At 64.1% G+C, this 14,619-nt stretch carries 11 protein-coding genes and 2 pseudogenes; 7 read left to right on the top strand and 6 right to left on the bottom strand.

Annotation, left to right across the window (positions count from 1 at the left end; all coding sequences use genetic code 11):
- Positions 1-454: 454 nt before the first annotated feature.
- The 3 genes and pseudogenes from Q0863_RS15190 to Q0863_RS15180 all read left to right on the top strand — a co-directional run.
- Positions 455-547 (top strand): annotated as a pseudogene (locus Q0863_RS15190) (prepilin-type N-terminal cleavage/methylation domain-containing protein); the annotation flags it as partial.
- 461 nt (positions 548-1,008) lie between these two features.
- Positions 1,009-1,101, top strand: a pseudogene (locus Q0863_RS15185) (prepilin-type N-terminal cleavage/methylation domain-containing protein); the annotation flags it as partial.
- Positions 1,102-1,415: 314 nt separating this feature from the next.
- Entirely contained in the window at positions 1,416-3,248 is a 1,833-nt protein-coding gene (locus tag Q0863_RS15180; protein WP_298580312.1) for a hypothetical protein, read from the top strand.
- 65 nt (positions 3,249-3,313) lie between these two features.
- On the opposite strand, the gene Q0863_RS15175 is transcribed toward Q0863_RS15180, so the two are convergent.
- The 5 genes from Q0863_RS15175 to Q0863_RS15155 are packed head-to-tail and all read right to left on the bottom strand — an operon-like array spanning position 3,314 to position 7,679.
- Positions 3,314-3,970, bottom strand: a complete 657-nt coding sequence (locus tag Q0863_RS15175; RefSeq protein ID WP_298580310.1) for a class I SAM-dependent methyltransferase — start codon at positions 3,968-3,970, stop codon at positions 3,314-3,316.
- Positions 3,967-4,875, bottom strand: coding sequence for a lysylphosphatidylglycerol synthase domain-containing protein (locus tag Q0863_RS15170; protein ID WP_298580307.1), 909 nt, complete (start codon positions 4,873-4,875; stop codon positions 3,967-3,969). The genes Q0863_RS15175 and Q0863_RS15170 overlap by 4 nt, the downstream gene beginning before the upstream one ends.
- Positions 4,872-6,092 carry a glycosyltransferase family 4 protein gene (locus tag Q0863_RS15165; protein WP_298580304.1) on the bottom strand — a complete coding sequence of 407 codons (1,221 nt, stop codon included), beginning with the start codon at positions 6,090-6,092 and terminating at the stop codon, positions 4,872-4,874. The genes Q0863_RS15170 and Q0863_RS15165 overlap by 4 nt, the downstream gene beginning before the upstream one ends.
- Positions 6,089-6,802, bottom strand: a complete 714-nt coding sequence (locus tag Q0863_RS15160; protein WP_298580301.1) for a class I SAM-dependent methyltransferase — start codon at positions 6,800-6,802, stop codon at positions 6,089-6,091. Before Q0863_RS15160 ends, Q0863_RS15165 begins: the two co-directional genes overlap by 4 nt.
- Positions 6,803-6,827: 25 nt before the next feature.
- Positions 6,828-7,679 carry a glycosyltransferase family 2 protein gene (locus Q0863_RS15155; protein WP_298580298.1) on the bottom strand — a complete coding sequence of 284 codons (852 nt, stop codon included), beginning with the start codon at positions 7,677-7,679 and terminating at the stop codon, positions 6,828-6,830.
- A gap of 135 nt (positions 7,680-7,814) precedes the next feature.
- Here Q0863_RS15155 and pilB point away from each other — a divergent pair, with 135 nt between their 5' ends.
- The 4 genes from pilB (at position 7,815) to coaE (ending at position 12,766) form a co-directional block, all read left to right on the top strand.
- Positions 7,815-9,539: a type IV-A pilus assembly ATPase PilB gene (pilB, locus tag Q0863_RS15150; protein ID WP_298580295.1), complete on the top strand. Its 1,725-nt coding sequence runs from the start codon at positions 7,815-7,817 to the stop codon at positions 9,537-9,539.
- A 283-nt stretch (positions 9,540-9,822) separates the two neighbouring features.
- Positions 9,823-11,097 carry a type II secretion system F family protein gene (locus Q0863_RS15145; protein ID WP_298580292.1) on the top strand — a complete coding sequence of 425 codons (1,275 nt, stop codon included), beginning with the start codon at positions 9,823-9,825 and terminating at the stop codon, positions 11,095-11,097.
- 111 nt (positions 11,098-11,208) lie between these two features.
- The gene (locus tag Q0863_RS15140; RefSeq protein WP_298580289.1) at positions 11,209-12,069 is read left to right on the top strand and encodes an A24 family peptidase; all 861 of its coding nucleotides are present in this window, start codon (positions 11,209-11,211) and stop codon (positions 12,067-12,069) included.
- A 52-nt stretch (positions 12,070-12,121) separates the two neighbouring features.
- Positions 12,122-12,766, top strand: coding sequence for a dephospho-CoA kinase (gene coaE / locus Q0863_RS15135; protein WP_298580286.1), 645 nt, complete (start codon positions 12,122-12,124; stop codon positions 12,764-12,766).
- 337 nt (positions 12,767-13,103) lie between these two features.
- On the opposite strand, the gene Q0863_RS15130 is transcribed toward coaE, so the two are convergent.
- The gene (locus Q0863_RS15130) at positions 13,104-14,096 is read right to left on the bottom strand and encodes a Nudix family hydrolase (RefSeq protein ID WP_298580284.1); all 993 of its coding nucleotides are present in this window, start codon (positions 14,094-14,096) and stop codon (positions 13,104-13,106) included.
- Positions 14,097-14,619: the final 523 nt, after the last annotated feature.

The following is a 14,619-nucleotide window of genomic DNA, read 5'->3' as shown; positions in this document are numbered from 1 at the left end:
ACAGCGCGCATCGCGGCCAATCCATCAGCCGACTCTTCGCTCCCCTGCGCCGGCATCCGGCATTCCGTCTCCGCCACCGCATTGGCGCACGCCCAGCAGACAAGGCGCGGCCAGTTCTTTTGCAGATGGACTCGGCGCCATCGCACGGCGGTCGACCGACCAGAAAACGCGACGTGCATCACCAGTCAAAGTCCCCCATCCGCTCCCGCATCCAGCGATTGACCCAATGCGTCACTTTGCGCCCAGTTTGGGTCGTGTGACCCGCTTGGCATTCGCGTCGCGTACTGTGACCGCCTCCACCCTTCGAGCAAGCCAACTCTAAAGATCTACGCTGGCACGCATCCTGCGATATTGTTCCGGCACGTGCACCGCTGCACGGCAAACCACTGGACCCGGCGCGACCGCAACAGCGGGACATGTGAAAGTCGACTTACCAAAACCCTAGGGGATACACATGAAGAAGATGCAGAAGGGCTTCACGCTCATCGAACTGATGATCGTCGTGGCGATCATCGCCATCCTGGCCGCCATCGCGCTGCCGGCGTACAACAACTACCGCATTCGTTCGGCCGAAGGCGCCTGCCAGGCCGAAGCGAAGGCCTACATGAACTCGGCCGTCGCTGCGCTGCAGTCGCAGATGACGGTAAACACCTCGCCGGGCGTCGCCTGCAACGAGACAATCGTGCTTGGCGCCCTGACCGGCTCGACCGCCTTCACCCCGCGGGCGCCGGGCGGCACCGGCGGCGGCGGCAGTGGCGCAACGACCTGCCAGAACGATTCCGCCACTTGCGCGCTGGCCCCGTCGATCTAACTGGTGCAGAACCATGAAGTGCTCGGAGGCCCCCGAAAGGGGGCCTTCGTTGTTTTCTCAGATCAATCTTTGCAGGTAGTCGCATCACCACTGTTTAGGACTTTGTTGATCGCAGGAAGTTATATCGGACTTCCGGTGGGGAAAGTTGGTCCAAGTTTTGCTTTCTATTAACTGCCGCACGTCGCGGGGGACGACCGATGCTACGCAACCACCGGGGATTCACGTTAATCGAACTGATGATCGTCGTTGCGATTATCGCCATTCTCGCGGCAATCGCGCTGCCGGCGTACAACGCATACCGAGTCCGTACGGCCGAAGGAGCCTGCCAGGCCGAAATGAAAAGCTACGCGAACTTCGCTCTAGCCACGCTTCAGATGAATGAGGCGCCCTCGACGCCTCCGATGCAGGCATGCCGTCTTGCCGAGACCGCGGTGGCGATCGGTACCGATATCACCGGAACGCCCCGGGCGCCGGGAACACGCATCACGACGTGCGACATGGAGACAGGCAACTGCTCCATGCCATAGCGCGCATCCTATGAGCAGGCATACGACCTCGCCGTGATGCCGCATACTCCATCCCAGCTCAAGCGAACACTTGACCGATGACGTTGTCCCGCCGCTGGTTTGTTTTCCTGTCGTTGTTCTGTGCCTTGGTGGCCTCTCTGGTCTTGCTGCCGGGCCTGCCGGGGGACTTCATCGTCGACGACGGGAGCAACATCGTTGACAACCCGGGGATCCGCCTGCAATCGCTTCATCCCGCTGCGGTACTCGATGCGGCCTTCAGCATGCAGACCGGCGGCATCACGCGCACGCTCCCGACGCTGACCTTCGCACTAGACCACTATCGCGGCGGCCTTGATCCGGCGACATTCAAGACCACCAATATCGTTATTCATGCGCTGACCACCTTCGTCCTGGCGTGGTTTCTCCGCGATCTCATGCTCGTTACGGGGGCTCCTGCCGCTCGGGCCCAATGGATGGCCCTGGTGGTTGCGCTGATTTGGGCCGTCCACCCATTGCAGGTGTCATCCGTGCTGTACGTAGTACAGCGCATGCAGACACTGGCGACACTCTTCGTCGTGCTTTCGATGTGGACCTACATCCGTGCGCGACGCGCCCAGATTGCAGGGAAATCCGGACGGACTGGCTGGATGCTGGCTGCAATGCTGTGGGCGGTCGCGCTTGGCTGCAAAGAAGACGCCGTACTGCTGCCTCTCTATCTGCTAGCCCTCGAACTCACGGTCCTTCGTTTCCAAGCTGCCGATCCCGACTTGGCGCGAAAGCTGCGCCGTGGTTATCAGGCTGCCGCATTGCTAGGTGTGGGACTCTACCTGCTGGTAGTCGTTCCATACTTCTGGTCATGGGAGCACTACCCCTACCGGGATTTCTCGAGCTACGAGCGGTTGTTGACCCAAGGCCGGGTGCTATGGCTCTACATCGGGCAAATCCTGCTGCCCCTCCCCTCGAGCATGCCATTCTTCTATGACTGGCTAGCTCCGTCCCGCGGACTGCTCGCGCCGTGGACCACGCTCATCGCATGGCTGGCCATCGTGGGTCTGCTAGCTGCGGCGTGGCGATTGCGCCACCGGCGACCACTGCTGGCCCTCGGAATCCTTCTGTTCTTCGCAGGGCATTTCGTCAGTAGCAACGTCGTCAACCTGGAACTCGTGTTCGAGCATCGGAACCACTTCCCGCTCATTGGCCTGCTGCTGGCAGTCGGTGACCTATTGGCGCTGGGGGCGGCACGGTTTCGCCGACCCGGGGCCTCCATGGTCGTGGCCTGCGTGGTCCTGATCGCGTTGTCGTCTGCGACTGCGCTTCGTGCCCGGTCCTGGAACAGTGAGCTCGCCGTTGGCGAGACTGCCACTCGACTTGCGCCAGCATCCGCTCGTGCGTGGCAGACGCTGTGCGTGGCTTACTACAAGCTGGGAGGTGGCGGAACCAGCGCGGACAATCCTTACCTGGAACAGGCGATCGACGCCTGTAACCGCGGAGCAGCGGTTGCGGAGGACTCGGTTGCCAACCTGACCAACGTCATGGCATTCAAGGCGATCCAGGGATCGCTCACCCAGTCCGACTGGGACCGCTACCTCCAGCGGATCGATCGGACCACTATGACCCCCGAAAACTCCAGCCGCATCTGGGTCCTCATCAGCATGGTGCGTCAGGGTGTGCAGATGGACGAGGCCCAGTTGCTGGAAGCCATCGACCGATTCCATCGCCGCATTCCGTTCAAGACAACCGAGTCGTCGGCTATCGGCTACTTCATTCTGGGGCACACACAGCAGCCCGACAGGGCTTATCCTTACTTTGCCCATGCAGTGAACGCAACTGTCGATCCCGCGGTGGTCGCTCGATTGCTCGCCGACCTGCGTGCATTGGGCTACACAGATCTGGCCGGCGACCTGGAAACAGCCACCGCCCGACCACAGTAGGCACGCCAAGGACGGCTCAGTTTCTCCAGCTGGCACCCATACCTGCGTCTAACACCCGGACCAGATTAATGCGAATCTGATTCGTTCATCCCCCCCTCGCGCCGATAGAGGAAGAATCGGGTAAAGCCGCCTTCCCCATGCTCGACGGGACCAGGCAGGTTCGCTTCGGCTTCCAGCATTCGCATGAACCCGGGAAACCGCTCGCGAATGTCGTGCTCGACCGGGCGATGGCGCACGTGGCTCAGCGTGCCCTTGACCACGGCGCTTGAGGTTGCGTACACGACGACATACCGCTGGGCCACGCTAAACAGCCGACGCAGATAGTCGTCGTAGACGTTGTCCTCGACCAGATGGAACAGCACGTCCAGGGACAGCGCCAGATCGAAGACATCGCCGCGATAGTCACCCACCAGTTCAAAGCGCTTGCTGGAATCATCACTGAAACGGCTGCGACACAGCGCAATGGCTTCCGGGCTGATATCCAGACCGAGATACTGCGGATACTCCGCCAACTGCAGTTGGCGGCCATCGCCACATCCGAACTCGACCACATTCCGAACACCGTAGCGGCGAACGAACCCGTTCAGGACTTGCGCTTTGTAAGCAGCCGCAGGGCCGGTGGATCCGGCGCCCGAGTTACCGCCCCAGCGATACCGTTTACGCCAGTAGTCTGCCGACCCCGCAAACCGAAAAAGCGGCAACCACTTTCCGATCCAAGTCATCCGCGATCCCCAGAAGTTCTCGGCGCGCTGTCCTCGCCGCTTCCCAGCAGTGCTGCCGCCGCCCCGCCAACCAGATCGACCACCGTGCTGAATATGCGCAACAAACCAGCAACGAACAATGCCTGTGACGTACCGAGCCACGGAGCGGCTAGGCCGATTAGCACTGCTTCACGCACACCGATCCCGCCGGGAACGAATACGACTAGCATTCCAGCGGCGATCGCCAGGCCGAACGCACCCGCAACCCCACAAGCGGCGTAGGGATCCACCCCAAACAACGCACTGACCAGAACGAGGATCGCCCCGGCCCACGCAACTTGGACACCAAGCTGCAAGGCTGCGGCCTGAAGCGCTCTCAACCGACCGGGCTCAGGGCCATTCGGATACCGCCGCAACAAAGGGATCCGACCCGCAACGCGATGCAGGATCAGCAAGCCTCCCAAAGCGAACGCAGGCAGGACAGGGACCAGAGCGATCCAGGCCGGATGGCCGGTATGTGCCAGGAGAAGGAGGAGCCCCCCAAAGCACACTGGCATTGCGACACCGATGCTCTGTTCCGCGATACCCGCCCACAGCAGCGGCCCTCGCCGTGCGCCGGGCTCGTCATAAAGGCGAGCCACGAAACCAAACACACCGGTTGGTACGTACTTGCCAACCAAGAGGATGCCAATCTGCCGCACCGCGAGGCGCCAAGCTGCGCGGTCACCGGTATAGGCCGCCAAATACTGCCGCCACGCCGCCACTGCCAGAAACCAACTCAATCCAAGCAGCACACTGAGCAGAATCCAGGTTTGAGCATCGATTCGCCTGACCTCGTCTCCAATGTGCGCATGCGCTTGCCAAACTGCGTACAGGCATAGCGCCAGCCCAAGCCAGAGTATCGATCGCCTTATCCACGGTCTCATACGGTGCGCAGACCGGCAACGCTTTCTAGGAGCTCCGCGTATCGCTTCGCCACATTCATCCAGTCGAAGCGCTCCACTGTCGCGGCACGAAGGCGAGCCGCCTGCTCCCTGGCAGATTCTGGATCGGACAGCACTCGAGCGACCGCGCTTGCGATCGATTCGGGGTGGCTTGCATCTACCACATTTGGCGACTGCTCTGGCAACAGATCGGCCACCGCGGGAACGTTCCCTACGATCAAGGGACAACCACAGCCAAGTGCTTCAACCACCACCAGACCCAACCCCTCCTGATCGCCCGATTGGGCCTTCACGAAAGGGGCAACTAGGAGCGCTGCTCTGCGGTAAATCGCTGGCAAGTGTTCTTGCGGCAGCGGCCCCAAGAACCTCACCTTGTCCTGCAAACCAAGGCATCGGACCTGCTCCCTTCTTTCCGCCTCCTCAGGCCCGAAGCCGACGACACTCAGGAAAGCGGATGGTTTGGTCTTCAGAATGGCAGGCATTGCGTCGATCAGTCGGCCCAGCCCCTTCTTCTCGACCAGTCTGCCGACAAACAGGATCTCGTCGTGGGAACGCTTCACTGCCAGGTCGGGAGTGAATCGATGCAGCAGGTCCGCCCCCATAGGCTGGACCGATGCGCGGACCGCACCTGACGTCATCCTTGCCACCTCAACTGCCATTGCTTCGCTCACGACGGTCAACGCCTCAGCCCGCCGCGCGACAAAACCTTTGAGCACGGCCCAAGGCGCGGCCCGTAGTGCGTACAGGTCGGCGCCATGTGAAGTGACCACGAAAGGTGGGGTTCTCTCGTCTAAAAGTCGGAGTACCGCTAGAACCAGGCCTTGGGGAACGAGCCAATGCGCATGCGCGACATGGGGCTGGAGTGCGTTCACTAGGCGACGCGTCGCCAAGACGAGGCCAACTAGAAACCCTGGGACAAGCATGAACTTCCAGATCGATCGCCTGAGGTTGGTGACAATCCCGCCGTTGTTGACCAGCACCTGCAATCGCGTCGGCGCATAGCGGAAACGCCATACATCCACGCCATCCAGTCTTTCGTGCCGAAGTGCCCCCGGAGCGTGGGGGCAGAGCACCGTCACATCGAACCAGGGTGTGAGCCTCTTTGCCAGCTCATGGACAAAGCCTGGTTCAGGGTCCGATTTCCATCTGGGGTATGTGGACGCGACAACCAGCAACCGGGGACGACGACGTAGAATCATCCGCTGCGTCTCGCCTGCACGTAGTAGGCCGCCGGCATGAAGCCAGTTGCCGGCATGATTCGGTAACCGAGCCACCCGACAAGATTGACGATCGTGATGGCTGCGATTACCAAAGGCGCAAGCACCATTGCGGGACTACGACGTTCGATGGTGCCGATCATTCCTTGAGCCATCGCCATTGCCAGCGTCGATGCACCGGCGGATATCGCGTCACCTACCTCGGTGATCTGCACGTCATCAAAGCCTGTCGAAGCCAGATTGGACCGAAGGCCGTATTCTGTCATTCGCTGATAATCGTGCGGCTGGTCGTGCAATGGATAAGCGAAAGGAATCGTGATTAGCAGGACACCCCCGCGCCGCAGAATCCGCCCTGCCTCCAGAAGGGCGGACGTGATGCCATCGACGTGCTCGGCGACGTCGAGGAGCATCATCGTATCGAAACGCTCGTCCGCAATAGGCAGCCGCCTCGCATCGCCATAAATGCAGGGTTTGGTGCGATAGTAGTCGGTGGCAGTCGCCGGGTAATCCAGACCGACGTAACGGGTGACGAGCCGGCACGCCGCACGGATGGAAGCATCGGCGCAGCCAACATCCAAGGTGTCCCCGCGCGCACGCGTCGCGATCCATTCCGCGCGACCCCGATGCAGCAGTGTGACCAGCCATTGGGGATGGAGAGGAGTCCGCGCAGTCCAGTTGAGCAATTCGCGCAATCGATTGCGCAGAGACGCGCCCGGCCTACTCATCTCTTTTATAGGTAAGGCTGGTGATCTGCTCCGAGATCAGGCCGATCAGGAAAACGATGACCGCCGCACTGAACAGCAAGGCACTCATATTGGTGAAGCGACTTTCGGTAGACAGTGTCCAGCCGTACCAGCCTAGCCCCAGAAGAAAGAAGAGGAGGGCCGTTGGCGCAAAGAGTTTGAGCGGAGCGTAAAGCGTAGCAATCTTGAAGATGATCAGTAGGAATCTCACCCCGTCACGCAATAGGCGGAGGTGGCTGCGCCCGAGACGCTTGGCTACTGGGATCGGAACGTATGCCACTGGGTAGGCACTGCGGAAGAACGCCATGGTGCTGGTCGTCGGGTAGCTGAACCCGTTGGGCAGCAGATGGATGAACTCACGGAACTTGTCGGCACGGACGGCCCGGAACCCCGAGGTCAGGTCCTTTACTTCGAACCCTGTCATCCGACTGGCCAGCCAGTTATAAAACGCGTTGGCGGCGCCCCGATGGACGCCCGCCTGCCCTGTCCAGTCCCGTGCCCCCACGACCATGTCGTAGCCTTCCGCGAGCTTGTCCAACAGTGGCCGGATGCAGTCGGGGTCGTGCTGCCCGTCGGCGTCCATGAACACGATCACGTCCCCGCTCGCCGCCCGTGCCCCACGCTTGATGGCCGCGCCGTTGCCCATGGAGTAGGGACTCGACAGCACCCTCGCCCCGTACTCGGCAGCTACCCGGGCGGTGTCATCGGTAGACCCGTCATCCACAACGATCAGCTCGGCATCCGACTGCGCGGCCCGCAGCCGCGGCAGCGTCAGGCGCAGGCCCTCGGCCTCGTTCTTGGCAGGCAGGATGACGGAAAGGCGCATCGGATTCCCCTTTGACGTGCAAGGATAGCCGGATCCTGCACCAGTCGGCACGGAAAGAGCCGGAACCGCGACAGGCCGCACTTGGCATGTGCCATGCTTTCGGTAAAGTCCGAGGGGTCCGAGGGAAGAATCCAGATGAACGCAGTCGCCACAGCCAACCTCGTCGGCATCACCGGCATCGCCCGACGCCTGGTCATGGATGGCGCCCTCGAGGAGGGGCTCGCCCGCGAGGCGCTGGACAAGGCCACGGCCGAGCGCAAGCCCGTCGCCGCCTGGTTGCGCGAGCACAAGCTGGTCACCGCCGCCCAGATGGCGGCTGCCAACTCCATCGAGTTCGGCATGCCGGTGTTCGACCCGGCCACCATGGACGGATCGATGAGCGCGGTGAAGCTGGTCAGCGAAGAGCTGCTGGACAAGCACCTGGTGCTGCCGCTGTACAAGCGCGGCGCCAAGCTGTTCGTCGGCACCTCTGATCCGACCAACAGCCACGCCCTGGACGAGCTCAAGTTCCATACCAACCTGGTGGTGGAGCCGATCCTGGTCGACGAGGACAGCATCCGGCGCACCCTCGAACTGTGGCTGCAGGCCGCGGACGGGTTCGGCGACGCGCTCGACGATGCCGACAGCCTGGAAAACCTGGACGTCGAAGCAGGCACCGAAGAGGATACCCGGGACACCGGCACCGACGGCAAGGACGACGCGCCGATCGTCAAGTTCGTGAACAAGGTGCTGATCGACGCGATCAAGCGCGGCGCCTCGGATATCCATTTCGAACCCTACGAGAACGACTACCGCGTGCGCCTGCGCGTGGACGGCATCCTCAAGCAGAGCGCGAAGATGCCGGTCAAGCTCAACTCCCGCATCACCGCGCGCCTGAAGGTGATGGCGCAGCTGGATATCGCAGAGAAGCGCATCCCCCAGGATGGTCGCATCAAGCTCAACCTCAGCAAGACCAAGCAGATCGACTTCCGCGTCAGCACCCTGCCCACCCTGTTCGGCGAGAAGGTGGTGCTGCGTATCCTGGATGCCAGCGCAGCCAGGCTGGGTATCGACAAGCTCGGCTACGAGCCCGACCAGCAGAAGCTGTTCGAGGACGCAATCGAGAAGCCCTACGGAATGGTGCTGGTCACCGGCCCGACCGGTTCGGGCAAGACGGTGTCGCTCTACACCGCGCTGGGCATCCTCAATGACGAGCAGCGCAACATCTCCACGGTCGAGGATCCCGTGGAAATCCGCCTGCCCGGCGTGAACCAGGTGCAGCAGAACGAGCGTCGCGGCATGACCTTCGCCGCCGCGCTGCGCAGCTTCCTGCGACAGGATCCGGACATCATCATGGTCGGCGAGATCCGCGACCTGGAAACCGCCGAAATCGCCATCAAGGCCGCCCAGACCGGCCACATGGTGCTGTCCACCCTGCATACCAACGACGCGCCGCAGACCATCTCGCGCCTGATGAACATGGGCATCGCGCCCTACAACATCACCAGTTCGGTAACCCTGGTGATCGCCCAGCGCCTCGCGCGCCGGCTGTGCGAGAAGTGCAAGCGGCCGGTGCAGCTGCCCGACAATGCGCTCCTGGCGGAAGGCTTCACCGAGGACGAGATCAACGAGGGATTCACCGTCTACGAGGCCGCGGGCTGCGACGAATGCACCAACGGCTACAAGGGGCGCACCGGCCTGTACCAGGTGATGCCGATGACCGACGAGATCTCGACCATCATCCTGGCTGGCGGCAACGCCCTCCAGATCGCGGAAGCCGCGCAGCGCTCGGGCGTCCGCGACCTGCGCCAGTCGGCCCTGCTGAAGGTGAAGAAGGGCATGACCAGCCTCGCGGAGATCAACCGGGTGACGAAAGACTAGCCCGCCACGAGGCCCCATCCCGCACGGAGGCCGTCTGTCCGGCACGAAGGGTCCATTGTGGGCCAGCAAGTGGGACGGCATGACGGGAACCTCCAGCTTGTCGTTCACACCCTGACGGCGCCATCGACCATCCGGGCAAGCCGCTCCCGAGCGGCCCTGCCACCGCAGTCCAAAACCCTGCTCGCCGTCACAGAGACAAATTTCACTTCCCCTTGTAAAGGGTTACCATGCAAGGGATTTCCCGGCTGGGGAGGCCGGGTTTGCCGCTTCAGGGGACAAGCCGATGGCCGTGACACGTTCCGCCGCCAAGCCCAGCTCGAAGACCGCCAAGCCGGTCCGCGAGGGGGTGACCATGCCGATGTTCGTCTGGGAAGGGACGGACAAGCGCGGCAAGAAGATGAAGGGCGAGCAGCAGGCGCGCAACGCCAACCAGTTGCGCGCCGAGCTGCGCAAGCAGGGGATCCAGCCCGGCGTGGTCAAGCCCAAGCCCAAGCCGCTGTTCGGCGGCGCCGGCAAGACCATTACGGCGAAGGATATCGCCGTCTTCAGCCGGCAGCTCGCGACCATGATGAAGTCGGGCGTGCCCATCGTGATGGCGCTGGAAATCATCGCCAACGGGCAGAAGAACCCGAAGATGAAGAAGCTGGTCGACGACCTGCGTCTCGAGTTGGAAAGCGGTTCGTCGATCTACGAGGCGATGAGCAAGCATCCCGTGCAGTTCGACGAGCTGTACCGCAATCTGGTGCGGGCGGGCGAATCGTCCGGTGCGCTGGAAACGGTGCTGGACACGATCGCCACCTACAAGGAAAACATCGAGAGCATCAAGGGGAAGATCAAGAAGGCCCTGTTCTACCCCGCCGCCATCATTGGCGTTGCCATCCTGGTCTGCGGCATCCTGATGGTCTACGTGGTGCCGATCTTCAAGGAGCAGTTCGCGAGTTTCGGCGCAGACCTGCCTGCGTTCACCGCCCTCGTCTTCGGTTTCTCGGACATTCTGGTCACATGGTGGTGGCTGGCCCTGATTGTTGCGTTGGCCGCCTTTGCCGCTTTCATGTACATGTACAAGCGCTCGCCAAAGCTTCAGCACACGGTCGACCGTTTGATGTTGAAGATACCGATCATTGGTCAGGTACTGCACAACTCGGCAATTGCGCGCTTCGCACGCACATTGGCAGTGACTTTCAAGGCAGGTGTCCCGCTGGTCGAGGCGATGGACAGCGTGGCAGGGGCAACCGGCAGCCGCGTCTATACCGACGCCGTGTACCAGATGCGCGACGACGTGGCGGTCGGTTACCCGCTCAACGTGGCGATGAAGCAGGTAGGCGTCTTCCCGCACATGGTGGTGCAGATGACCGCCATCGGCGAAGAAGCCGGCGCGCTCGATACGATGCTGTACAAGGTCGCCGAGTTCTACGAGGAAGAGGTCAACAACGCCGTCGACGCGATCAGCAGCCTGATCGAGCCCTTCATCATGGTCATCATCGGCGGCATGGTGGGGTCTATCGTGATCGCGATGTACCTGCCAATCTTCAAGATCGCCATGACCGTGATGGGCTGAAGCATCGACTCCATCTCCGCTGGCGCAGCGCGGCATCGGCCGGCAGGTCTGGCAAGATACGGCGACCGCCGGATCCAGGATCCGGATTGATTTTCCCTGCAGGCAGATTGAATGGCGTTCCTTGACCAGAATCCGGAGCTCGGCTACCCGCTCGTGGCCGGGCTCGGGCTCCTCGTGGGCAGCTTCCTCAACGTGGTGATCCTGCGCCTGCCGCGGCGCATGGAGTGGGAGTGGAAACGCGACGCGCGCGAGGCGCTGGGCGAACCCGAACTGTATGACCCGCCCCCACCGGGAATCGTGGTCGAGCGCTCGCACTGCCCGCACTGCGGCCACCAGCTGTCGTGGTACGAGAACATCCCGGTGTTCAGCTGGCTTGCGCTGCGCGGCAAGTGTCGCAGCTGCAAGGCGCCGATCTCGGTGCAGTATCCGCTGGTGGAACTGGTCACGGCGCTGCTGTGCGTGGCCTGCGTGTGGCAGTTCGGGTTCGGCTGGCAGGGCTTCGGCGCCTGCCTGCTGACCTGCTTCCTGGTGGCGCTGTCGGGCATCGACCTGCGCACGCAGCTGTTGCCCGATTCCCTGACGCTGCCGCTGATGTGGCTGGGCCTGGTCGCCTCGCTCGACAACCTCTACATGCCGGCCAAGCCCGCATTGCTGGGCGCGATTGCCGGCTACGTGAGCCTGTGGTCGGTGTGGTGGCTGTTCAAGCAGGTCACGGGCAAGGAGGGCATGGGCCACGGCGACTTCAAGCTGCTGGCCGCGCTCGGCGCGTGGGTCGGCCTGGCCGGTGTGCTGCCGATCATCCTGCTGTCGTCGGTGGTGGGCGCGGTGGTCGGCTCCGTATGGCTCGCGGCGAAGGGACGGGACCGGGCAACGCCCATCCCGTTCGGACCGTACCTGGCAGTGGCCGGCTGGATCGTGTTCATGTGGGGCGACCAGTTGATCGGCGCCTATCGGGACTACGCGGGGCTGTAGCGGCACGCGCGCTTCGCGCGCTTTTCCCCAAGGCCCCGTGCACAATCCGCGCATGGCCAACTACATCGTAGGACTCACCGGCGGCGTCGCTTCCGGCAAGAGCGAGGTGACCCGTCTGTTCGAGGCGCTCGGCGTGACCGTGGCCGACGCCGACCTCGCCGCGCGCGATGCCGTGGCCGTGGGCAGCGAAGGCCTGGCCGAAGTGGTGACGACGTTCGGGCCGGAGGTACTGGCGGCGGATGGATCGCTGGATCGCCCTGCAATGCGCCGGCGCGTGTTCGCCGACGATGCCGCACGCCTCCAAATGGAGGCGATCGTGCATCCGCGGGTGCGTGCGCTGCTGCGGACGCAGTGCGAGGCGGCGTCCGGCCCGTATGCGATCGCAGCGATTCCGCTGCTGGCCGAGGCCCTGCCCGGCACGGACGGCGGTGCCGGTGGCCGCGCCGTCTACCCCTGGCTGCAGCGCGTGCTGGTGGTGGACGTGCCCGTCGCGGTGCAGCGCACGCGGCTGCTGGCGCGCGACGGCATCGACGAAGCCCTGGCCGACCGCATGATCGCGGCCCAGGCCACGCGGCAGCAGCGGCTCGCGATCGCCGATGACGTGATCGTCAACGACGGCCCGATCGATGCCCTGCCCGCGCACGTCGCCGCACTGGACGCCCGCTACCGGCTGCTGGCCGCCGAAGCCGCAGGCTGAATCCACGCACTTCGGCTGCGCCGAGGGTCGCGAACGAACGCGAGCGCCAGCGCGAACGAACGCGAAAGAAACATTCCCACGCCGCGCCGGCGGCGGCGATATCGAGCGGCATCACTTCCACGGCGCCATTGGACAGGACAATCGGTCGCCCGCGGCCGACATGCGGTCTGTCGCGCTCGGCTGTTATCGCCATCTCCTGCCGTCGCGACTGCGCCTGTCGCGCGTGGCGGAACTCCCTGCACCAAGGAAGCGCGAAACGACCCGAGTCCACCGTCAACGGTGGCATTCCCCTGCCGATTCCTGCGCGCGAAGCTGCTCCCGACGCAGTCCTGCCTGCTCAGCCAGCCGGCGACGTCGACCACAGTCCGCGTATCGCCGCGATCCCCTGCGCGCCGTGGCCGCGCGCGATGGCGAGATCGTCCGCGGCCAGGCCACCGATGGCGTAGATCGGCAGCGAGACGGTCTGCCGCAAGGCTTCGAACTTTGCCCAGCCGATGCCGGGCTGCCCGGGGTGGCTGGGCGTGGCCAGCACCGGACCGACGATGGCGAAGTCGCAGCCCAGCGCTTCGGCCTGGGCCAGCTCCGCGGCGTCGTGGCAGGAGGCGGACAGCAGTTGTCCTGCCGGCAGCGGCCGGGCCTGGAGTCCGCGCAGCATTGCCGATGGCAGGTGCAGGCCGATTCCGTGTTCCTGCGCCAGTTCGGGCGAGCCGTTCACGAGCAGTTGCGCACCGAAGCTCCGGCACCGCGCGACGGCCTGGGCCAGCAGCCGGTGCTGGCGCTCGGGCGCAACGCCCGGCATGCGGAACTGCACCCGCTGCACCCTGCGCGCGAGCGCCGCCTCGAGCGCCGCCAGCCATGCCGCGTCGTCTTCGGGGACGGGCGTCACCAGGCAGTGGTCGGGCTGCAGCAGTGCCGCGACCACCGGGCGATCTGGGGCGGGCATGTCGTAGCGATGCAGCTTGTCCGGCTGCACCCAGGCCAGCCCCTGCCCCTCGCAGCCCCGCGGCTTGCCGCGCCAGGCGCGGATGCGGCGTACGTCCAGCCGCAGCAGGCGGCTGGGCGTCTGGTGCGGCACGACCATCAGGGCGTCGCCGACGTCGACCTCGATGCCGAGCTCTTCGCCCAGCTCACGCGCCAGGGCCGCTTCCGGCGCCTCGCCGGGTTCGACCTTGCCACCGGGGAACTCCCACAGGCCGGCCAGTTCCCTCCCCGCGCTGCGCCGCGCGAGGAGGACGCGCCCGCGTGCGTCGGTGATCACCCCGGCCATGACGTGGATCGCGCGGAGGGACGGGGTGGGCGGATCGGGAGGGAGCGGTTGGACGGCGGGCACGGGCGGCGATGGAGGGCGCAGGGCCGAAGAGTAGCAAAGCCGCGACCTGTGGGCTGGCGGCCGGGTCACAAGCCGACGCAGGGCCTGTCTGGAAGGCAGATCACGGCGCCATGCGCGCGTCCATCGACGGGCGTTGGTTGCGAGCGCGCTCGCGGATCGGGGGCTTCAACGCTCCGCCTGTGGGAACGACTTTGGTCGCAAATGCTTTCGCGCGCGAGCGCGCTCCCACAAGTCGCAAGTCGTCCGCGCCCTGTGGGAGCGACCTTGGTCGCGAACGCCTTCGCGCGAGCGCGCTCCCACAAGTCGCGAGTCGTCCGCGCCCTGTGGGAACGACCTTGGTCGCGAATGCCTTCGCGCGCGAGCGCGCTCCCACAAGTCGCGAGTCGTTCGTGCCCTGTGGGAACGACCTTGGTCGAACGCCTTCGCGCGCGAGCGCGCTCCCACAAGTCGCGAGTCGTTCGTGCCCTGTGGGAACGACCTTGGTCGAACGCCTTCGCGCGCGAGCGCGCTCCCACAAGTCGCG

Origin of the sequence: uncultured Luteimonas sp. (assembly GCF_947492465.1) — a bacterium.
Taxonomy (GTDB): Bacteria; Pseudomonadota; Gammaproteobacteria; order Xanthomonadales; family Xanthomonadaceae; genus Luteimonas.
Note: the sequence above shows the minus strand (reverse complement) of the source record. Positions and strands in the feature narration are given on the sequence as shown.